Origin of the sequence: Actinomadura sp. NBRC 104412, assembly GCF_030269515.1 — a bacterium.
GTDB lineage: Bacteria > Actinomycetota > Actinomycetes > Streptosporangiales > Streptosporangiaceae > Spirillospora.
In genome coordinates, this window is record NZ_BSTM01000015.1 from 64,598 (window position 1) to 83,658 (window position 19,061).

Annotated in this window: 21 protein-coding genes and 3 pseudogenes; 13 read left to right on the forward strand and 11 right to left on the reverse strand. The window is 71.4% G+C overall.

Annotated features, from left to right (window positions below; translation table 11 throughout):
* The first annotated feature begins 293 nt into the window (after positions 1-293).
* Positions 294-668: a carbon-nitrogen hydrolase family protein gene (locus tag QSK21_RS19875; protein ID WP_285697806.1), complete on the forward strand. Its 375-nt coding sequence runs from the start codon at positions 294-296 to the stop codon at positions 666-668.
* Positions 669-689: 21 nt separating this feature from the next.
* Positions 690-1,142: a DUF3598 family protein gene (locus QSK21_RS19880; RefSeq protein ID WP_285697808.1), complete on the forward strand. Its 453-nt coding sequence runs from the start codon at positions 690-692 to the stop codon at positions 1,140-1,142.
* Here QSK21_RS19880 and QSK21_RS19885 read toward each other — a convergent pair whose 3' ends face one another.
* Positions 1,143-1,895 carry a FadR/GntR family transcriptional regulator gene (locus QSK21_RS19885; RefSeq protein WP_285697809.1) on the reverse strand — a complete coding sequence of 251 codons (753 nt, stop codon included), beginning with the start codon at positions 1,893-1,895 and terminating at the stop codon, positions 1,143-1,145.
* Between the two features lie 267 nt (positions 1,896-2,162).
* Here QSK21_RS19885 and QSK21_RS19890 point away from each other — a divergent pair, with 267 nt between their 5' ends.
* Both QSK21_RS19890 and QSK21_RS19895 read left to right on the forward strand, forming a co-directional pair.
* Positions 2,163-2,432, forward strand: a complete 270-nt coding sequence (locus tag QSK21_RS19890; RefSeq protein WP_285697977.1) for an AMP-binding protein — start codon at positions 2,163-2,165, stop codon at positions 2,430-2,432.
* 396 nt (positions 2,433-2,828) lie between these two features.
* Positions 2,829-3,659: an IclR family transcriptional regulator gene (locus tag QSK21_RS19895; protein WP_285697812.1), complete on the forward strand. Its 831-nt coding sequence runs from the start codon at positions 2,829-2,831 to the stop codon at positions 3,657-3,659.
* Between the two features lie 15 nt (positions 3,660-3,674).
* On the opposite strand, the gene QSK21_RS19900 is transcribed toward QSK21_RS19895, so the two are convergent.
* Positions 3,675-4,388, reverse strand: coding sequence for a hypothetical protein (locus tag QSK21_RS19900; RefSeq protein WP_285697813.1), 714 nt, complete (start codon positions 4,386-4,388; stop codon positions 3,675-3,677).
* Between the two features lie 273 nt (positions 4,389-4,661).
* Between QSK21_RS19900 and QSK21_RS19905 the strand changes: the two are divergent.
* A pseudogene (locus QSK21_RS19905) lies at positions 4,662-5,134 on the forward strand (aldehyde dehydrogenase family protein).
* On the opposite strand, the gene QSK21_RS19910 reads toward QSK21_RS19905, so the two are convergent.
* Both QSK21_RS19910 and QSK21_RS19915 read right to left on the reverse strand, forming a co-directional pair.
* A complete protein-coding gene (locus tag QSK21_RS19910; RefSeq protein ID WP_285697815.1) occupies positions 5,071-5,664 on the reverse strand; it encodes a VOC family protein in 594 nt (197 codons plus the stop codon). The pseudogene QSK21_RS19905 and the gene QSK21_RS19910 overlap by 64 nt on opposite strands.
* Entirely contained in the window at positions 5,661-5,960 is a 300-nt protein-coding gene (locus tag QSK21_RS19915) for a VOC family protein (protein WP_285697816.1), read from the reverse strand. The genes QSK21_RS19910 and QSK21_RS19915 overlap by 4 nt, the downstream gene beginning before the upstream one ends.
* Positions 5,961-6,069: 109 nt before the next feature.
* Between QSK21_RS19915 and QSK21_RS36155 the strand changes: the two are divergent.
* From QSK21_RS36155 to QSK21_RS19925, 3 genes and pseudogenes are all read left to right on the forward strand, one after another.
* Positions 6,070-6,210 (forward strand): annotated as a pseudogene (locus QSK21_RS36155) (FAD-dependent oxidoreductase); the annotation flags it as partial.
* A 13-nt stretch (positions 6,211-6,223) separates the two neighbouring features.
* A pseudogene (locus tag QSK21_RS19920) lies at positions 6,224-7,365 on the forward strand (FAD-binding protein); the annotation flags it as partial.
* The gene (locus QSK21_RS19925; RefSeq protein WP_285697979.1) at positions 7,366-7,509 is read left to right on the forward strand and encodes a hypothetical protein; all 144 of its coding nucleotides are present in this window, start codon (positions 7,366-7,368) and stop codon (positions 7,507-7,509) included.
* Positions 7,510-7,792: 283 nt separating this feature from the next.
* On the opposite strand, the gene QSK21_RS19930 is transcribed toward QSK21_RS19925, so the two are convergent.
* Genes QSK21_RS19930 through QSK21_RS19945 form a run of 4 tightly spaced genes read right to left on the reverse strand, consistent with a single transcriptional unit; the run spans position 7,793 to position 11,666 of the window.
* Positions 7,793-8,725 carry an ABC transporter substrate-binding protein gene (locus tag QSK21_RS19930; RefSeq protein ID WP_285697819.1) on the reverse strand — a complete coding sequence of 311 codons (933 nt, stop codon included), beginning with the start codon at positions 8,723-8,725 and terminating at the stop codon, positions 7,793-7,795.
* A 54-nt stretch (positions 8,726-8,779) separates the two neighbouring features.
* Entirely contained in the window at positions 8,780-9,610 is an 831-nt protein-coding gene (locus QSK21_RS19935; protein WP_285697820.1) for an ABC transporter ATP-binding protein, read from the reverse strand.
* Positions 9,607-10,638, reverse strand: coding sequence for a FecCD family ABC transporter permease (locus QSK21_RS19940; RefSeq protein WP_285697823.1), 1,032 nt, complete (start codon positions 10,636-10,638; stop codon positions 9,607-9,609). The genes QSK21_RS19935 and QSK21_RS19940 overlap by 4 nt, the downstream gene beginning before the upstream one ends.
* Positions 10,635-11,666: a FecCD family ABC transporter permease gene (locus tag QSK21_RS19945; RefSeq protein ID WP_285697826.1), complete on the reverse strand. Its 1,032-nt coding sequence runs from the start codon at positions 11,664-11,666 to the stop codon at positions 10,635-10,637. Before QSK21_RS19945 ends, QSK21_RS19940 begins: the two co-directional genes overlap by 4 nt.
* Before the next feature lie 235 nt (positions 11,667-11,901).
* Here QSK21_RS19945 and QSK21_RS19950 point away from each other — a divergent pair, with 235 nt between their 5' ends.
* The 3 genes from QSK21_RS19950 to QSK21_RS19960 all read left to right on the forward strand — a co-directional run bounded on the left by QSK21_RS19950 (position 11,902) and on the right by QSK21_RS19960 (position 14,063).
* Positions 11,902-12,726 (forward strand): iron-sulfur cluster-binding protein, encoded by an 825-nt coding sequence (locus tag QSK21_RS19950; RefSeq protein ID WP_285697828.1) that lies wholly within the window; start codon positions 11,902-11,904, stop codon positions 12,724-12,726.
* Between the two features lie 86 nt (positions 12,727-12,812).
* Complete coding sequence (locus tag QSK21_RS19955; RefSeq protein ID WP_285697829.1) at positions 12,813-13,217, forward strand: Hsp20/alpha crystallin family protein; 405 nt, start codon at positions 12,813-12,815, stop codon at positions 13,215-13,217.
* Between the two features lie 96 nt (positions 13,218-13,313).
* Positions 13,314-14,063, forward strand: a complete 750-nt coding sequence (locus QSK21_RS19960; protein ID WP_285697831.1) for an NYN domain-containing protein — start codon at positions 13,314-13,316, stop codon at positions 14,061-14,063.
* On the opposite strand, the gene QSK21_RS19965 is transcribed toward QSK21_RS19960, so the two are convergent.
* A complete protein-coding gene (locus QSK21_RS19965; protein WP_285697833.1) occupies positions 14,060-14,950 on the reverse strand; it encodes a universal stress protein in 891 nt (296 codons plus the stop codon). The two genes, QSK21_RS19960 and QSK21_RS19965, sit on opposite strands and share 4 nt — an antisense overlap.
* Before the next feature lie 151 nt (positions 14,951-15,101).
* On the opposite strand from QSK21_RS19965, the gene QSK21_RS19970 reads away from it, so the two are divergent.
* Positions 15,102-16,448 (forward strand): nicotinate phosphoribosyltransferase, encoded by a 1,347-nt coding sequence (locus QSK21_RS19970; RefSeq protein ID WP_285697836.1) that lies wholly within the window; start codon positions 15,102-15,104, stop codon positions 16,446-16,448.
* Between the two features lie 23 nt (positions 16,449-16,471).
* Here QSK21_RS19970 and modA read toward each other — a convergent pair whose 3' ends face one another.
* Both modA and QSK21_RS19980 read right to left on the reverse strand, forming a co-directional pair.
* The gene (modA, locus tag QSK21_RS19975) at positions 16,472-17,248 is read right to left on the reverse strand and encodes a molybdate ABC transporter substrate-binding protein (RefSeq protein ID WP_285697838.1); all 777 of its coding nucleotides are present in this window, start codon (positions 17,246-17,248) and stop codon (positions 16,472-16,474) included.
* Positions 17,249-17,271: 23 nt separating this feature from the next.
* On the reverse strand, positions 17,272-17,691 hold the full coding sequence (locus QSK21_RS19980) for a TOBE domain-containing protein (RefSeq protein WP_285697839.1): 420 nt from the start codon (positions 17,689-17,691) through the stop codon (positions 17,272-17,274).
* A 351-nt stretch (positions 17,692-18,042) separates the two neighbouring features.
* On the opposite strand from QSK21_RS19980, the gene QSK21_RS19985 reads away from it, so the two are divergent.
* Complete coding sequence (locus QSK21_RS19985) at positions 18,043-19,059, forward strand: class I SAM-dependent methyltransferase (protein WP_285697840.1); 1,017 nt, start codon at positions 18,043-18,045, stop codon at positions 19,057-19,059.
* Positions 19,060-19,061 lie beyond the last annotated feature (2 nt).

The following is a 19,061-nucleotide window of genomic DNA, read 5'->3' on the forward strand; positions in this document are numbered from 1 at the left end:
ATCCGGTGGTCTCGGCGTCCCGCTCGTGGGCACCGTCGATCGTTCCTGCGTTGCCGGGTCGGCGGGTGGTCACAGTTCCTCCAGAGCGATGAGCGGCGACCGGGCCGGGGCCATGCCGGCCGGGCCGTTGTCCGGGTTCTTCTCGCCCCATGGCCCGTAGGTGATCCTCATGCGGTGAGCAGCCCCCCAAGAACCTGAAGGTCTGACTTTTCGGCAGTCAGGCCCTTGTATGGGCGAGATATTCCGCTTAGCGTAACGGCGTTCCAATCCCCAACGAAAGGGGGGGTCGATCCGTGGACCAGAACGCGCCTCCCGCGGGACCCGCCTACCGGGCCCTCGCGCTACAGACCAGGACCGAGGCCGTCAACGGGCTGTCGCCCGCCGCGGCGCGCGAGGCGATGGCCGCGTCCATCGCCCGGATCGGCGCCGAGGTCGCCGCCGCCAAACGCTGGGTCGGCCCCGACCTGCGCCTGGTCGTCCTGCCCGAGTACGTGCTCAGCGGCTTCCCCATGGGCGAGCCGATCGAGCGCTGGCGGGACATGGCCGCGCTCGCCCCGGACGGACCCGAGGACGAGGCGCTGAGCGGCCTGGACGGCGCCGCCCCCGAACGCGCGTGGTTCGACCGCAGGCAGCGCGAATCGATCGCCCGCCTGACCGACGACTCCTGACAGAGGGGAGCGGGAACTTCGATGGGATCGCTCCGCGAGGACATGCCGCTGCTCGCCCGGCACGAGGGCCGGTGGAAGGGCACCTACACCTACGTCGACGCCGAGGGAACGGTCACCGACCGGCACGAGTCGCTGCTGACCTGCACCCTCCCCGAGGGCAAGGACCACGACTACCACCAGGTCAACGAGTACACCTGGCCCGACGGCCGCACCGAGACGCATGTCTCCCCCGGCGTCTACCGGGGCGGCGGCCGCTGCGTGTTCGACACCGACCGGCTGCGCGGCGAGTTCTGGCAGCTCGACGACCAGGTCATCTACCTGAACTGGATGTACAAGGCCGAGGGCGAGGACCTGCGGCTGTTCGAGCTGATCCACCTCAGCGCGGACGGCCGCAGGCGCAACCGGGTGTGGCAGTGGATCCGGGACGGCGTCTGCTACCAGCGCACCCTGATCAACGAGACCAGGATCACCTGATCATTCCGAGGCCCGCCGGGCGAGCGCGCGGGTGCGGTCGATGCTGGTGTAGGTCTCGCGCAGGTTCTCCAGGTGGGCGTGGCACGCCTCGCGGGCGCCCTGCTCGTCGCGCGCCTCGATCCGGTCGAGGATGTCGCGGTGGTCGCGGTCGACGCCGTACCAGAACCGGTCCGGGGCGTCCTGGCGCAGGAACCGCTCGTTGAGCACCCGGAACACCGGCTGCGTGAGGACCTCCAGGAACGGGTTGTCCGCCAGCTTCAGCAGGACGGCGTGAAAGTGCCGGTTCGGGGCGAAGATCTCGACGGGGTCGACGGAGCCCGGGTCGAACAGCGAGCCCCGCAGCTCGGCCCGGCCCTCGTCGTCCGCGCGGACGGCGGCCAGCCCGGCGGCGGGCACCTCCAGCATCTCCCGGATCTCCAGCAGCTTGCCGACCGTGATCCGGGTGTCCGAGGCGAGCAGGTTGAGGCTGGTCGCGAGGTACTCGGTGATCTGGTCGGGCTGCGGGTAGGCCACGAAGCTGCCGCCCGCCACGCCGCGCGTGGTGGTGATGAGGTTCTGGCTCGCCAGCAGCCGCAGCGCCTCGCGCACGGTGCTGCGGCTGACCCCGTGCTCGGCCGACAGCTCGGGCTCGACCGGCAGCCGGTCGCCGGGCTTGTACTCCCCGGCGAGGATGCGGTCGCGCAGCTCGGCCGCGATCCCGGCGTAGGCGGGGAGCGGGGCGGTCGGCCGGTCGGGTCCTCTGTCGGCGGTCACACTGATCATCGTAAACGTCAGACTTTCCAGCGGCCAGGCATTGACGCACTGGCCTCGCACTCGGCAAGCTCTCTATAAGCCATACGGAATCTTATTCCGATGATCGGAACATGGAGGTGACTCGTGGCACTGTCCCCGGGCGGTGCGCCGCTCACGATGGCCGGTGGCGTGCGCGAGTTCGCCGCCGCCACGCCGGGCACCGTCGCGCTGATCGAGGGCGGGCGGAGCCTGACCTACCGGGCGCCCGCCGTCCTGAAGGAATGGGTGATGGACGCGTTCCCGCACGCCGGGGTACACGAGCTGTACGGCTCCACGGAGGCGGGCGTCGTCACCAACTGCCGTCCGCACGACGCCGACCGCACCGGGTCGGTGGGCCGGCCCTGGTACATGACGGAGATCCGGATCGTGGACGACGCCGGAAACCCCGTCGGCCCCGGTGAGCGGGGCGAACTGTTCAGCCGCTCCCCGTTCCTGATGAACGGCCAGCTCATCCGCATGCGCAGCCGCCCGTCCTTGCCGTCGCCGTGGACGTCGTAGTCGATGACCCCGGCGACCTGGACGAGCGTGTCGGGCTCGAACAGGTACGGGCCCTCGATCCAGCGGAAGCCGTCGATCCGAATCGGCGCCTGGAAGTACGCGCGCCAGCCCCGCTCGATGCGGTCGCCGCCACGGGTCGTCCAGCGCGGCCCCTCAGGGAAGACGTAGGCGTCGGGCTCGGCGGAGAACGCGTCGAGCACGGCGTCGAGGTCCCGGTCGATGACGGCTTGCAGCATTCCCTCGACGGCTGCGAGCGGAGTCTCCATGGCATTCTCCATCAGAGCGGGTCCCGCGGAGCGGAACGGCTTTACACTGGTGAAACGGGCCGTGGTCGCGCGCCTGCTCCATGTTCCGGTTCGCCCGGTGACAGCTCGGGATCGGGAAGGATCCACCCCCATGACCAGCACTGCCGACGTCGGCGAGGTCCCCGTGCCCAAGCAGGAACGGAACGGCGGGCGCGGCGGCGGGCAGACGACGGCCACGGTGGAGCGCGCGGCCGACGTCCTGATGTTCTTCGCCGAGCAGCGGTCGCGGACCCTCGGGGTCACCGAGGTCGCCAACGCGCTCAAGCTGTCCAAGGCCGCCGTGCACCGCATCCTCACGTCGCTGCGCCGGCACGGCCTGATCGAGTTGGACGAGTCGTCGCGGCGGTACTCGCTCGGCATCGGCGCGATGAAGCTCGGCATGGCGTACCTGGAGCGGATGGACGTGCGGACGGTCGCGCGTCCCGAGCTGGTCGCGCTGTCGGAGCGCACGGCCGAGACCGCGACGCTGTCGGTGCGTTCCGGCTGGACCCGCTCCTACATCGACCAGGTGACGCCGCGCCGCGAGCTCATCATGTCGGTGACGCTGGGCGTCCCCTATCCGCTGCACGCGGGCGCGTCCTCCAAGGCGTTCCTGGCGTTCCTGCCGGACGAGGAGATCGAGCACTACCTGTCGCAGCCGTCGCTGGAGCAGCTCACCCCGGCCACCATCACCAACGTCCCCCGGTTGCGGCGCGAGATCGAGGAGATCCGTGCCCGCGGCCATGCCCGCTCCACCGCGGAACGGCAGGCGGGCGCGGCGTCCGTGGCCGCCCCGATCCTGGACCAGAGCGGGCGGCCCATCGCCGTCGTGAGCGTCAGCGGCCCGATCGAGCGGTTCCTTGAGGACACCGACGCCCACGCGGCCGCGCTGCTGCGCACGACGCGCCTGCTGTCGGAGCGCTTCGGTCATCGTCCGGAGTGAGCGTGCCATCCGGGTTCAGTACGCGGTGGTGCCGGGCTTGACCACGCCGAGCACCGCGGCGGCGACCACCAGCGCCCAGATGAGCAGGACATAGGGGATGCTGCCCTGGACGGCTCCCCGGATGTCGCGTTCGACCTCCGGGCTGCTTCCCTTGGCGAGCAGCGTGCCCCAGGCGGCGCCGAACGGCCGCAGCCTCACCCGGATCATCAGGCCCCCGGCGATGCACAGCGCGTACGCGGCGACCTTGCCGGCGAGCCACTTGGGGTTGGACGTGACGCCGAACGGCTCCTCCGCCACGAAGGTGTAGGCGGCGGCGCCGAGCAGGCCGGCGACGAGCGCGCCTCGTACGGCGAAGTCGGTGCGGTGGACGGCGTCGCCGAACCGGCCGGGCCGCCTCCGGTAGTCGGCGATGACCAGCCACAGCCAGGCGAGCGACAGCACCCATACGGCGGCCGGCGGCAATCCGTAGAAAAGGTCGCGGCCCAGCTCGTCGGCGGCCATCAGCGTGACGCCGCTCGGCAGGAACAGCACCAGGCAGATCCGCGGTGACATGTCCACCACGTGCATGACCTTCACGGCGACGCCCCGCGCCTCGGCGGACAGCTCCGGCTTGAGGATGAACCGGCTGGCGTAGAAGACGCCCAGGTCACCGCCCAGCCAGTAGGCGAACAGGATGATGTGCAGCAGGATCGCCCAACTGTGCAGCGTCCAGCCGTGCGTGCCGACCACGGGTCCTCTGTCATGGCGCTAAAACGTCAGACTTATTCGTACCATCATTCTCCCCGTGGCGGAACATCGTCACATTAATCGGAACATGCTCTTGGGAGGCGTCCATGGGACGACCGATCGGCGTGCGCGACCCACGCACCGGCGCGATCGACCACACCCTCGTCTGCGCCGACGCCGCGGAGGTCGGCGCCGCGGCGGAACGGGCGCGCGCGGCGCAGCCCGGATGGCTGGCCCTAGCTGGGGCCGGTCATCTCCGCCGCGCAGATCGGGATCATCGAGGACCATCTCGCCGACGCCGTCGCCCGGGGCGCCACCGTCCACTGCGGCGGCGAGGTGCGCGTCCTGGGCGGCGGCGCGTACGTCGAGCCGACCGTCCTGACCGGCGTCGACCACGGCATGCGGGTCATGCGGGAGGAGACGTTCGGCCCATCCTGCCGGTCATGCCGTTCGCGGACGCCGACGAGGCCGTGGCGCTGGCCAACGACAGCGAGTACGGCCTGTCGGCCGCCGTGTTCGCGTCCACCACCGAGGCCGCCATGGAGATCGGGCTGCGGCTGGAGGCGGGCGGCATCAGCGTCAACGACGCGTCCCTCACCGGCTTCGTGATGGACGGCGAGAAGAACGCCTTCAAGTCCTCCGGGCTCGGCGGATCGCGGATGGGTCCCGCGTCCATCCGGCGCTTCTACCGGCAGCGCTCCTTCCTGATCCGCGATCCGCAGGACCGGGCTCCCTGGTGGTTCGCGTGAGCCAGGCGTGCCTGACCTGGAGCTCGATCCCGGCCGGGCCGCGCAGCGTGGTGTCGTCCAGGCGCGTCGCCCCCGCCTTGACCAGGTCGTCCAGGGTCGCCCCCGGGATCGTCGGACGCGAACACCAGGCGGCGCAGGCCGAGCGGGGACGCGGTGCGGTCCGCCGCCTCCACGCCGCGGAACGACATGATCTCCAGCCGGGCGGGCGGGTGGCCGCGCGCGACCAGGAACGTCAGCCGCAGCGCCGCGCCCTCCGGCATGCCGGTCATCCGGTCGAACGGGTCGCCCGACATCTCGCCCTCGAACAGGACCTCCAGGCCGCCCGCCCCGGTGAAGAAGGCGACGGCCGCGTCATGGTCGTCCGGGACGAGCACGGCGGTGTGCAACTCGCCGTGCAGGCGCCGCGCGTCGCGTTCGAGAGCGGGGCTCGGACGGTGCGCGGCGCCAGCCCGCGGAATCGTCCACCAGACGCCGTCCGCGCCCAGCGCGACGAACTCGCTGAGCGTCGCGGCACCGTAGGGGTAGGTCACGCGGTCGCGGGACGTGCCGCCCGCGGCGTCGATCGCGGCGGCGGTCCGCTCCAGGTCGCGGGAGTAGATGCCGAGCAGCCGCGGCCCGATGTCCCAGATCCGGGGGCCGGGGTCGCGGGGGCGCCGGGCGCGGCGGCGAGCCGGAGCCGGCCGGTCGGCGATCCCGCGACGCCCAGCAGCGCGCCGCCCGCGTCCCGTTCGAGGACGTCCAGGCCGAACGCCCGGGTGTGGAAGTCGATGGACGCGGCCGGATCGCAGGTGGCGACCACGGCCTCGATGACCGCTCCGAGCGGCATGGGCAACCTCCGAGTACGCGCCGGGTCCTTGCGCCCGCCCCGCACGGACGAGCACCATGAACCGACCATACTGAAACACAGTTCCTCATTGCGGAACATAGAGGGTGACATGCGCCGAACCCAGCGGTACGACCTCGTCATCATCGGAGCCGGCACCGGGGGCATCCCCTGCGCGATCGAGGCCGCGGCGCTCGGCGCCCGCGTGCTGCTGGTCGAGAAGGACTCCAGGATCGGCGGCACCCTGCACACCCACCGGCGGCCACATGTCGGCGGCGGGCACCAGGCGCCAGCGCGAGCGCGGCATCGAGGACTCCGTCGAGGCGCACCTGGCCGACATCGAGCGGATCAGCGGCGGCACCGCCCGCGCCGACCTGGTCGAGCTCGCCGCCCGCCACGCGCCCGAGACCATCGAATGGCTGGCCGACCAGGGCTTCGAGTTCGCACCCGAGACGCCCCGGCTCGTCTACGGCCACGAGCCCTACGGCGTCCCCCGCACCTACTACGGCAAGGACGCCGGGCTGTCGATCCTCGCCGTCCTCAAGCGCCTGCTGGACGAGCAGATCGCGGCGGGACGGGTCGAGCTGTGGCAGCGCAGCACCGCCTTCTCCCTCACCGAGGCTTCCAGTGAGTCCCCCCGCGTCGGCGTCCTCCGCTCGGGCGTGGACGAGGTCGAGGTGTCGGCCCCGGCGATCGTGCTCGCCACCGGCGGCTTCGCGTCGGACGCCGACCTGTTCCGGGAGCTGGAAGGCGGAACGCTGGTCAGCGCCGCGCATCCCACGTCCACCGGCGACGGCCTGGTCATCGCGCGGGAGGCGGGCGCGGCGATCGCCGGGCAGGGCCAGTATCTGCCGACCTTCGGCGGCCTCCCCCACCCCACGACGCCCGGCAAGGCGTTCTTCGAGGAGCGCCCCCTGCTCGTCGCCACCGAACGCCTCCCCTGGGAGATCTACGTCGACCGGCACGGACTCCGCTTCGTCGCCGAGGACGAGCCGAGCATCGACACCAAGGAACGCAGGCTCGCCACGTCCACGGAGGGGACCTTCTGGACCGTCTTCGACGACAGGGCCCGGCGCAACTCCGTCCCCATGGTCGTCGGCTGGAGCCCCGAGGACGTCCTGTCCAAGGCGGGCGTCCGCGCCGACGTTCACAAGGCCGACACGCTTCCCGAACTGGCCGCGCTGGCCGGCATCGACCCGGACGGCCTCACCGCCACCGTGGCGCGTTACAACACGGCCGTCGCCGAGGGACGGGACCCGGAGTTTGGCCGCACCCACCTACCCGCGCCCATCGCCGAGCCGCCTTTTTCGCCATGGAGAACCACGCCATCACCCTGGTCACCTTCGCCGGGCTGGACGTCGACGAGCACCTCCGCGTCCGCCGCACCGACGGCACCCCCATGGCGGGCGTGTACGCCCTGGGCGAGGTGATCGGCGCCGCCGCCACCTGCGGGAACAGCTTCTGCGGCGGCATGCTCGTCACCCCCGCCCTCACCTTCGGCCGCCTCCTGGGCCGCCGCCTGGCACGTGCTCACTCCCCGTCCGCCGGCTGACGGCCCGCACCGGCCGGCCCAGGGCCGGACGCGGCGGCTCCAGCCGCGCCTCCGGCATCCTGGCGGTACGGAACGAGGCGACCCGCTGCGCCGCACGGACCTCGACGGCCATCCGCGCCGGTTCCCCGGGTGACTGCCGCGCCCCGTGCAGCACCTTGACCGCCACCCGGGTCCCGTCCGGCCCGTAGGCGTCGTAGACCACGCCCCGGCGGCCAGTCGGCCCGACGTGCGGAAACCACCCGCGGTTTGGAGACGAGGCGCCTCGGCCTGGAAAAGGGCGTTGTCAGACTTTGGCGAGGGGCGTCACGTACGTCCGGACGTCGTCGAGGATCTTTCCGGCGGCCGTGACACCGATGCCGGTCATCCAGATCTCGTCGTCCACGACCTTGACGTGCCCGTCCTTCACGGCGCCCAGCTTCTTCCACAGCGGGCCGGCGGTCACCGTCGACAGCCGCTCGGCGGCCTTCTGCCCGAACGCGCTGACGAAGATGAAGTCGCCGTCGACCTGGTCGATCCGTTCCGGGCTGATCGGGGCGAACCTGCGGTCGTCCCTGCCCTCCAGCAGTTGGGCCTTCGGGCGTCCCAGGCCGATGTCGTTCAGCACGATCCCGGCGAACGACTCGGGCCCGTACTGGCGGATCTCATCGGGGCGGAAGCGGATGAGGCTGATCTTCAACGCGGCCGGGTCGCCGAGCTGCCGGCCCAGTTGCTTGGCCTGTGCCTCGTACTGCTGGAGCTTCTGCCGGCCCTCGTCCTTCTTGCCGACCGCCTCGGCGTCGAGCTGGAAGTTCTCCTTCCAGGTGATCCCGACCCTCTCGGTGAACACCGTGGGGGCGATCTTCGCGAGTTCGGCGTAGAACTTCTCCTGGCGGAACTTCGACCCCAGGATCAGGTCGGGCTTGAGCGCGGCGATCGCCTCCAGGTCGGGCTGTTGGAGCGTGCCAACGGACTTCACCTTGGCGAACTCGGGGCCCAGGTACTTGGGCATGCCGGACGCCTGGTCCGGCAGCGCGGCGCCGACCGGGGTGAGCCCGAGGGTGTAGAGGCTGTCCAGCTTGTCCTGGTCAAGGACCACGATGCGCTTCGGGTGCTCGGGCACCCGGGTCTCGCCCATGGCGTGCTTGACAGGACGGGTCGGTCCGTCGGCCGTGTCGGCGCCGCCGCCTCCGCACGCGGTCAAGGCGAGCCCGCTCGTCACCGCGATGGCCAACGTCATGCCAAGCCGTCGCGTGAGTGAAGGGAATATCACAGTCATCCTCCGTCTGTCCTGTTATGCCGGAGCGTCCGGCACCACCATCGGCGCCCCTGTGGCGGGGCAGGGCACCACGACGCCGGCCAGGCCGAACACGTCGGCCAGGCACTCGGCGTTCATCACCTCGGCAGGGGTGCCCTGGTCCACCACCCGCCCGGCCTTCATGACGACGAGATGGTCGGCGTAGCGGCACGCCTGGTTGAGGTCGTGCAGTACGGCGATCACCGTTCGGCCGCCGTCCCGGTTCAGCCGCCGCAGCAGATCGAGCACCTCGATCTGGTGGGCGAGGTCCAGGTAGGTGGTCGGTTCGTCGAGAAGGAGCGCGTCGGTGTCCTGCGCGAGCGTCATGGCGATCCACACCCGCTGCCGCTGCCCGCCCGACAGGGCGTCCACGGCCCTGTCCCGCAGGTCGGTCAGGCCGGTGAGGGCCAGCGCGAGCTCGACCGCCGCCGAGTCCTGCGTACTCCACTGCCGGAACCAGCGCTGGTACGGCTGCCGTCCGCGCGCCACCAGGTCGGCCACGCTGATCCCCTCCGGGATGACCGGACTCTGCGGGAGCACGCTCATCCGGCGGGCCAGCTCGCGGGTGGGGAGGCCGTGCACGTCGGCGCCGTCGATGAGCGCGGCGCCGTGGCGCGGGGACAGCAACCGCGCGAGGGTCCGCAGCAGCGTGGACTTCCCGCACGCGTTCGGGCCGATGACCACGGTGAACGCACCGGCCGGGAGCTCCAGGTCCAGGCCCTCGATGACGAGCCGGTCGCCGTATCCGACGCTGAGGTCGCGGGCGGCCAGCCGTACGGGGTCGCGTGCCTCCGTCCTGGTCTCGGTCCGGACGTCATCGGTCGTCATCGGGTCCTCCGCAGGAGCAGCCAGAGCAGATAGGGGCCGCCGAGGACGGCGGTCAGCACGCCGACGGGAAGCTGGACGGGCGCGAACGCGGTACGTGCGACGAGGTCCGCGAGCACCGTCAGCAGCGCTCCGGTGACCGCGGCACAGGCCAGTGGCGGACGCTCGGCACGGACGGTGCGCCGGGCGAGCTGGCCCGCGGCCAGGGCCACGAAGTCGACGGCGCCCGCCTGCGAGATGGCCAGCGCGGCGAGCAGCACCGCGATCGCGCCCAGCGCGAGACGCCGCCGCTCCACACGGACGCCCAGGCCGCGGGCCACGTCGTCGTCCAGTCCCGTGGTGCCCGTCGCCCGGCCCGCCCACAGCAGGGCCGGCAGCAGCACGACCAGCGGGACCAGCAGGACGCGGGCCTCGTCGTATCCCGTCCCCGCCAGGCTGCCCGCCAGGAAGATCTGCGCCCGTTGCCCGTCGATCGGGTCGGCCCCGACGATGAAGACCTCGGTGAGCGCCTTCGCCGCCATGGCGACGGCGATGCCGCACAGGACGAAACGCTCCGCGGCCAACCCGTACCGCAGCGACACCAGGAACACCACGACGGCCGCCCCGAGCCCGCCCAGCAGCGCGAGCGGCCCCAGCCAGGCGGCGCCCACACCCGCGCTGACCGCGATGGTGGCCGCGAGACCGGCGCCCTGGCTGATGCCGACGACGTCCGGGCTGGCCAGAGGGTTGCGCGCGATGGACTGGAGGAGCGCCCCGGACAGTCCGAACAGGGTCCCGACGGCGAGCGCCACCACGAGGCGGGGCAGCCGCAGGTTCTGGACGACGACGGTGAAGGGGCCGTCGCCCGCGAGCGCGCGGATGACCTCGCCCGGCGCGATGTACGTGCTGCCGACACCGAGCGAGAGCACCGCCGCGGCCGCGGTGAGCACGGTCAGGACGAGGAACACGACGGCCGCGCGGTGGCGCAGCACGAAGGTCATCGGGCCGGCGGCCAGGACGGTGCTGCCCGCCGCCGGATAGGCCGTTCTCACGCGGTCACCGTCCGTCCGCGACGGACCAGCAGGATCAACAGCGGCGCGCCGATGAGGGCGGTGACGACCCCGGCCTTGACCTCGGCGGGCGGCACGACCACCCGGCCGATCACGTCCGCGGTGAGCAGGAGGGCGGGACCGAGCAGCAGCGAGACCGCCATCACCCAGCGGTGGGCGGCGCCGACCAGCCCGCGTGCCAGATGCGGCACGGCGAGCCCGACGAATCCGACCGGCCCGGCGGCGGCGACCGCGGCGCCGGCCAGCACGACCGCCGCGACGGCGGCGACCATGCGCACCCTGTCCACATCGCGGCCGAGCCCCCGGGCGACGTCATCGCCCAGGGCGAGCGCGTCAAGGCCGCTCGCGACGCCGAAGGCCATCACGGCACCGGCGGCCACGAACGGCAGGACCCACAGCGCGACCTCGCCCGTCCGCCCCGCCAGGGACCCGACCGCCCAGAACCGGTACTGGTCGAAGGTCTGGGTGTTGAGGGTGAGAACGGCGATCACCACACCGGTCAGGGAGGCGTCCAGGCCCGCCCCGGCCAGCGCCAGCGTGACCGGGGAGGCCCCGTCCCGGGTGCGTGCCGCGACCGCGTAGACGAAGGCGCCCGCCAGCGCGGCGCCCGCGACGCCGAACCAGATGTAGGACCGCAGCGTGGTCAGCCCGAGAACGCTGATCGCCACGACCACGCCCAGCGAGGCGCCCGACGAGACACCCATGATCCGTGGATCGGCCAGCGGATTGCGCGTCAGCGCCTGCATCAGCACCCCCGCCACGGCCAGAGCGGCACCGGCGGCCACGCCGACGATCGTCCGGGGCACCCGCAGCGAACGCACGATCAAGGTCTCGTCGTCGTTGCCGGAATGCAGGAGGGCGTGCAGCACGTCGCCGGGCGCGATGCCCCGGCTGCCCGCCGCCAGGCTCGCCAGCGCCGCGGCCACCAGCAGCACGGCCGAACCCGTCAGCACGGCCAGCCGCTTGCGCGTCCCCGCCACTCGCCACCTGCCGTTCCCCGATTCGACCAAACGACTTAGGTTAGGCAGACCTAATCGCGGCGCGATCTTAGAGGACGATGGTCGTGTCCTACAAGTCCGCACATGTCACAGGCTGGACCGGGGTGTGGCGGGGTACCGATCAAGCCAGGGGCCTCGCACCCGGAAAAGGGACCTTCGGCCCTGGCCGGAGATCTGTGCGACGGGCAAGGTGGCTCCGGTCGTGTGCGTGGCCGTGTGGGGTGGTCCCGCGATGAGGAGGCGAGCGATGCCCGGTGACGAGCGGTACCGGTCATGGGCGATGGCGGGGCGCGCGTACGAGGTCGTGTCCCGCCGATCCGCGGCACCGGGCGAGATGACGCTCACGCTGCGCCCTGACCACGGTCACACCGGTCATGCCGAGCCCGCCGTCGCGGCCCTTCCGGGGCAGTACTGGGTCCTCCGTACGGCCACCGGCATGCGCCTGCCGGTGGTGGGCGCCCACGCGCCCGAGGGTCCGCTGGAGCTCACCACGGTACGGGTGCCGTGCGGGCCCCCACCGGCCCAGGTGGGCGAGCGCGTCATGGTGCGCGGCCCGTTCGGCAGCGGCTGGGACCTGGAGATCGCGGCCGGCCGGACGGTGCTGTGCGTCGCCTGGGAGTCCCGGCTGGGACTGCTGAGATCGGCGGTGGACCAACTGGTCGCCTCCCACCCCCGGCACGCCGGCCTGCGGATCTGGGTGGGCGGGCGCACCCCTCCGGTGGCCTCGTCCCGCGCCGACCTGAACCGGTGGGCCCTGCACGGAGCGGACGTCACGGTCGTCTCCGGCGGCGATGTCGCGATGACCGAGGCCGCCCGCCGACTGGACTTCTCCCCGGAGGCCGGCGTGGCGCTGCTCGCCGGTCCTCTCCCCATGATGAACGCGACCGCCGAGGCGCTGGTCCGGCACGGCGTACCGGCGGGACGGATCCAGCTCGCCACCCATCGGCTCATCCGGTGCACCAACGGGCGATGCGGCAACTGCCGGGTCAGGGACAAGGGCCACCCCCTCTTCGCCTGCCAGAACGGACCCGTGATCGGCTACGACCTGCTGACCGCGCCGTCACAGGGATAGCCCCCGCCCCGGGATCGGCCCGGCGTTACTCCGTGGATGCCACGGGAAGGGACCTCCCACGTGGAATCGCATAGAGGGGGGTCACGATGAGTGTCCTGGAACGCTGGGAGCCGAGGCATCTGTTCCCTGATCTGTTCGACTGGCTGGACTCGGCACGTCCCGGCTTCAGCCAGGCCATCCGGGTCGAGGACTACTCCGAGAACGGCACCTACGTCATCCGCGCCGAGCTTCCCGGCATGGACCCCGACAAGGACGTCGAGATCACCGTGTCCGAGGACGTGCTGCACATTCACGCCGAAAGGCGCGAGGAGACGAAGGAACCCCGCCGCTCGGAGTTCCGTTACGGTTCCTTCGACCGGTCCCTGGTACTGCCCGCCAAGGTCAAGGCCGAGGACATCAAGGCGTCCTACGACAAAGGCGTCCTGACGGTGCGGGTTCCGATGCCACAGGACACCCAGAAGGAGCCCAAGCGGGTTCCCATCGAGAAATAGCGGCCGCCCCGCGTGGGTCGCGCCATCCGGGCACCGGGCCGTACCAGGCCCGGTGCCCTTCACCCCTGCCCCCAGCCCCGGAACGAGGGACCCAGCATGGTCAGCGACAACTCCACCAGGCTCGCCGTGCTCATCGACGCCGACAACACCCGTCCCACGATCATCGAGGGGCTGCTGGCCGAGGTCGCCAAGTACGGAACCGCCCACGTCAAACGCGCCTACGGAGACTGGACCGGCACCGGGCTCAAAGGCTGGAAGGACCATCTGCTGGCCCAGTCCATCCAGCCGATCCAGCAGTTCGCCTACACCTTCGGCAAGAACGCCACCGACGCGGCGATGGTCATCGACGCGATGGACCTGCTGTACTCGGAGCGTTTCGACGGGTTCTGCATCGTCTCCAGCGACAGCGACTTCACCCGCCTGGCCGCGCGGATCCGCGAGTCCGGCCTGACCGTCTACGGGTTCGGCGAGCACAAGACGCCCAAGCCGTTCGTGGCGGCGTGCGACAAGTTCATCTACATCGAGAACCTCACCGCGCCCGACGGTGGGGCGCCGGCGCCCGCCCGCCAGGCCGCCAAACTCAAGGCCGACACCGCGCTGGTGCGCCAGCTCCGCAACGCCGTGGAGGCCGCCTCGGACGATGACGGCTGGGCCCCGCTGGCCTCGGTCGGCCACATCATCACCAAACAACAACCGGACTTCGACTCCCGCACCTACGGCTACACCAAGCTCAGCGACCTGATGGCCGCGACGAGCCTGTTCGCGCTGGACCGCCGCAGCCCCGGCGAGGGGAAACCGTCCGTCATCTACGTCCGCGACAAGCGCCACCGGAACGGCGGCCCCTAGGAACCGGCCGGTTCTTCGGGCCCGTGGACGACCGCCACGGGGCAGTCCGCGTTGTGGAGCAGGGCGTGGCTGACCGATCCGAGCATGAGGCCACGGATCCCGCCCAGCCCGCGTGAGCCGACGACGAGCAGGCGGGCACCCGGAGACGCCTCCAGCAGCACCTCATGTGGAACACCGGTCACGACCCTCGTACGCACGTCCCCCACTTCGGGATGGCGCTCCCGCAACGGTGCCAGCAGCCGGGCCAGCCGCGTCTCGGCCAGCTCGCCTAGCTCGTTCTGATCGACCAGTGGCGGCAGCGCGACCTGGGGTGAGGGGCTCCAGGCGACGATCGCGGTCAACGGGACCCGATGGACCTCGGCCTCGGTGAAGGCCATCTCCAGGGCGGCTCGTGCAGCGGCCGAGCCGTCCACACCGACCACCACACGGCCCCGTTCCTCCCCCGCCCCGGCGTCGGGCTCGCCGCGGAGCACCACCACCGGGCAGCCGGCATGCGCGGCCACCTGGGCGCTCACCGAGCCCAGCACCAGACCGGCGAACCCGCCCAGGCCACGGGAACCGAGGACGATCATCTCGGCCCGGCCGCTCAGCTCGATCAGCTTGGCGGCCGCCGACCCCCGTTCCAGGTCGGAGCGCACCTCAAGGCCGGGCGCCGCGTCGCGGAGACGCTCCACGCCCTCCTCCAGGATCTCCTGCGCCACGGTCCGCAGATCCACGATGGGCATGCCCAGCGACGCGCCGAAGTTGAACTCCCACACATGCGTCACGGTGACGGGGATCCCACGGGCCGCGGCCTCTTCCGCGGCCCAGCGGAGGGCCCGCGCACCGGCGTCGGAGCCGTCATAGCCGACGACGACGCCGGTCGGCTCGGCATTCGTGGTGCTCATGCCCGTTCTCCCCCCTGCCCGGGACCCGCACCGCCGGACTATCGACCCTTACCCTCGGTAGCGAACCCAATCAGGCTCGCCTCGCCCGTGGAGACGCTCAGTAGTTGGGCATGTACCTGAATCCAGGAGACGACGGCGAGGTACGAGCACCATGACCAGCGGACTGCTGACCGATCTGTACGAGCTGACGATGGCGGCGAGCTACCTTCGCCGCGGCATGACCGGCCCGGCCACCTTCAGCCTGTTCGTCCGCCGCCTGCCACCCGATCGCGGCTTCCTCCTCGCCTGCGGCCTGGAGGACTGCCTGAGCTTCCTGGAGGACTACCGTTTCTCCCAGGACGACCTGTCCTACCTCGAAGAGCAACAACGTTTCGACGCCTCGACACTCCGGGCGCTGGAGGAACTGCGTTTCACCGGGGACGTGTGGGCCGTCCCTGAGGGCCGCGTGGTGTTCGCGGGGGAGCCCCTGCTGGAGGTGACCGCGCCCATCACCGAGGCCCAGCTCGTCGAGACCGCCCTGCTCAACCACATCACCTTCAACACCACGATCGCCACCAAGGCCGCGCGATGCGTGCGGGCGGCGGGCGGGGCCCAGGTCATCGACTTCGCCTTCCGACGGACCCAGGGCATCGACGCCGGGATGGCCGTCGCCAGGGCCTCCCACATCGCCGGGTTCTCCGGCACCAGCAACGCCGAGGCCGCCCGCCGGTACGGCATCCCGGCCGTGGGCACCATGGCCCACTCCTACATCGAGGCGTTCCAGGACGAGGAGGCGGCCTTCACCGCGTTCGGCACCGACTTCCCCGACCGCACCACGCTGCTGGTCGACACCTATGACACCCTCGACGGCGTCCGCACGGCGATCCGCACCGCCCGCCGGGCCGGGCTCGGCCCGCTCGCCGGCGTCCGGCTCGACTCCGGGGACCTGTACGAGCTGTCCGTCCAGTCCCGCCGCCTGCTGGACGAGGCGGGCATGACCGAAGCCCGGATCGTGGCCAGCGGAGGGCTCGACGAGTACCGCATCGCCGAGCTCACCGCAGCCGGGGCACCGATCGACATCTACGGCGTCGGCACCAAGATGGGGGTGTCCGCCGACGCGCCCCACCTCGACAGCGCCTACAAGCTGGTCGCCTTCGAGGACAGGCCGGTCATGAAGCTGTCCACGGGGAAGGCGACGGCACCGTGCGCCAAGCAGGTGTACCGCGGTCCGGACGGCGACATCGTCGCGTTGCGGGACGAGCCCGCACCACCGGGCACGCAACCGCTGCTCGTCCCGGCGATGCGGGCCGGACGCCGTACGTCACCCGCCGAGCCGCTGGACACGGCCCGTGAGCGATGCGCGGCCGACCTCGCCGCTCTGCCCGATGCGTTCACCCGGCTCCGGAGTCCGGAGACCGGCACGGTACGCCTGAGCGAGGCGCTGGAACGCACCCGCGACCGGCTCCGCAGGGAACTGCTTGCGCGGACTGCGGCCGAAGGCGCGCTTCCGCCACAGTGAACACAGTGAACGCCACTAACCGTTCAGGGGGCGTCGAAGCCTGCTGCGGTGAGTACGCCCTTGCCCTGGGGTGACAGGACGAGCTGGAGGAACTGCTTGGCCAGGTCGGGTTGCGGCGCCTTGCTCAGGGTGACGATGGGGTAGTCGTTGATGGCCTGGGCGGACTCGGGGAAGTCGATGCCGACGACCTTGGCGCCGGCGGCCTTGACGTCGGTGCGGTAGACCAGGGCGGCGTCGGCCTCGCCCAGGGTGACCTTGTTGAGAGCGCTCTTGACGTCCTGTTCCAGGGACGCGGGCTTGACGGTCAGATCGGCGGCGGCGAGGGCCTTCTTCGCGGCGGCGCCGCAGGGGACCTGTTCGGCGCACAGCACGACCTTGAGGTCGGGATCGGCCAGGTCCTTGAGCGCGGTGACCTTTCCGGGATTGCCGGCGGGGGTGGCGATCTGGAGCCGGTTGCGGACGAAGGTCTGTGGTCGCCCATCGGCCAGGTTGGCGTCGGTGACGGTCTTCATGGTCGCGGGGCTGGCCGAGGCGAACACATCGACCGGAGCGCCCTGGGTGATCTGCTGGGCGAGGGCAGAACTGCCGCCGAAGTTGAAGCGGACCTTCACCCCCGGGTGGGACTGCTCGAAGGTCTTCCCCAGCGTGGTGAAGGTCTCGGTCAGCGACGCGGCGGCGAACACCGTCACCGTCTTGGTGCCCCCACTTGTGGCGCCGTCGTCGGTGTCCCCACAGCCGACGACGGCCGTGGTGGCCAGGGCGAGGCCCAGGAGGGCGGTGATCAGGCGTTTGAACGACACGACGGGCTCCTTGGGGGTCGGGCTCAGGTTGCGCCAGGTCGATGGGGAGTGGTGCGTTCGACCACGACGTTGGTGGACTTGATGACCGCTTCGGCGAGCACACCGACCTCGAGGTCGAGCTGGTCCGCCGCCTCCCTGCTCATCAGCGACACCAGCCGGTAGGGGCCGGTGGTGATCTCCACCTGGGCCATGACGCGGTCGCGTACGACCTCGGTGACGATGCCGCGCAGGCGGTTGCGCGCCGAGGAGGTCGCGGCGGTGTGTTCGGCCTCGCCGTCGGCGATCCTGGCGCGGGCGAAGGCGGCCAGGTCCGCGCCCTCGACCACGCGCCGTCCGGCCTGGTCACGGCGCGCGGGCAGCCGGTCGGCGTCGACCCAGCGGCGCACGGTGTCGGGACTGACTCCCAGCACGGCCGCGACCTCGTTGATCCGGTACTCCGCCACGTTTCTCACCATACTCTCGCAAAATCCATGCTCCAAGGCCATCCAGTGAGGCATCTGCGCTCGACTGGAGGGAATCGGCTTGCATCTGCGCAAGCCCACCGGAGCCGTCACATCCGGGGTGAACGCCCCTTGCCCGTCGTTGTGGCACTGTCCACCTCGCATATGTATCAGGGGAGTGCGGCGGTGTCGTTCCGGCGACCCGATCGACCGGCGCGGTCGGCGTTCCACGTCTCGGCGGCAGGGCCGGACCCGGCAATGGTTCATACTGCAAATGCAAGGTGAATGATCGATTTGGCCTCGCAGATTCGGCTTTTCTGGCGTCTTTTATCTAGTGAATGCATCATGGTGCCCGTGGCCGAGAGCAAGCATGGCGGGACACCGGCCGGCATCGCGTCGGAGCGCTGGCAGGAGGTCCTGGAGGCGCTGGCGGGGATGATCCCGTCCGGTGCCGCGTGCCGGATCGATGGAGACGGCGGGGATACCGCCATGGTCGCCGATGGGCTCGCCGCCGTCCTGTCCGCCGCCGGGCGCCCGTGCCTGCGCGTTGACGGCGTGGACGCCCATCCGGGCACCGCGGAAGGGACGGTCACGGTCGCCGCCGGACGCTCGCGGTCGTCCTCCGAAGGGTCGCAGGTGGTGATCTGGCTGTCGGGTCGTCACACCGGCGGCACGTCGCGCGACGACGAGGAACTACGGGCGCATGTCGTGGTCGACCTGCACGACCCGGACTGGCCGGTGATCCGGCATGTCGCGCTGCCGCTGGCCGGGCGCAGCCGCTGGTATGTCACCGAAAGCCGGGCGTTCTTCGCCCGCCGCGCCGCCACCTGGGACGGCAAGTACGGCGACGACATGCCCGCCTATGCGGCCGCGATCGACGAATCGGGCATCCCGCCCGGAGGTATCGCCTTGGATGTCGGCTGCGGCACCGGCCGTGCGCTACCCGCACTGCGTGCTGCCGTCGGGCCTTCCGGTCAGGTGATCGGCGTGGACCTGACCCCGCAGATGTTGCACGTCGCCCAGCGCAGCGGACGCGCCGAAGATGCCGTTTTGCTCTTGGCCGACGCCTGCCACCTGCCCTTGGTCGACGGCTCGGTCCATGCCGTCTTCGCCGCCGGTCTCATCAACCACCTCCCGCACCTGGCCGGCGGGATCGGCGAACTGGCCCGTGTCACCCGGCCCGGCGGGCGGCTGATCATCTTCCACCCGTCCGGACGCGCCGTCCAGCTCGCCCGCCACGGCCGCACCCCGCGTCCCGATGACCCGCTTGAGCGGGGACCGCTGTCCGCGCTGCTGTCGCGCACCGGCTGGCGGCTGGACGGCTACGACGACCCGCCACACCGCTTCCTGGCCCAGGCCGTCCGCACCTGACC

What these genes read in the sequence shown, in the direction of transcription:
- QSK21_RS19880 (WP_285697808.1), top strand. Translation starts at nt 690, where the DNA reads ATGGGATCGCTCCGCGAGGACATGCCGCTGCTCGCCCGGCACGAGGGC.
- QSK21_RS19930 (WP_285697819.1), bottom strand. Translation starts at nt 8,725, where the DNA reads ATGACGTTGGCCATCGCGGTGACGAGCGGGCTCGCCTTGACCGCGTGC.
- QSK21_RS19955 (WP_285697829.1), top strand. Translation starts at nt 12,813, where the DNA reads ATGAGTGTCCTGGAACGCTGGGAGCCGAGGCATCTGTTCCCTGATCTG.
- QSK21_RS19960 (WP_285697831.1), top strand. Translation starts at nt 13,314, where the DNA reads ATGGTCAGCGACAACTCCACCAGGCTCGCCGTGCTCATCGACGCCGAC.
- QSK21_RS19970 (WP_285697836.1), top strand. Translation starts at nt 15,102, where the DNA reads ATGACCAGCGGACTGCTGACCGATCTGTACGAGCTGACGATGGCGGCG.
- QSK21_RS19965 (WP_285697833.1), bottom strand. Translation starts at nt 14,950, where the DNA reads ATGAGCACCACGAATGCCGAGCCGACCGGCGTCGTCGTCGGCTATGAC.
- QSK21_RS19890 (WP_285697977.1), top strand. Translation starts at nt 2,163, where the DNA reads ATGGACGCGTTCCCGCACGCCGGGGTACACGAGCTGTACGGCTCCACG.
- QSK21_RS19950 (WP_285697828.1), top strand. Translation starts at nt 11,902, where the DNA reads ATGCCCGGTGACGAGCGGTACCGGTCATGGGCGATGGCGGGGCGCGCG.
- QSK21_RS19895 (WP_285697812.1), top strand. Translation starts at nt 2,829, where the DNA reads ATGACCAGCACTGCCGACGTCGGCGAGGTCCCCGTGCCCAAGCAGGAA.
- QSK21_RS19915 (WP_285697816.1), bottom strand. Translation starts at nt 5,960, where the DNA reads ATGCCGCTCGGAGCGGTCATCGAGGCCGTGGTCGCCACCTGCGATCCG.
- QSK21_RS19935 (WP_285697820.1), bottom strand. Translation starts at nt 9,610, where the DNA reads ATGACGACCGATGACGTCCGGACCGAGACCAGGACGGAGGCACGCGAC.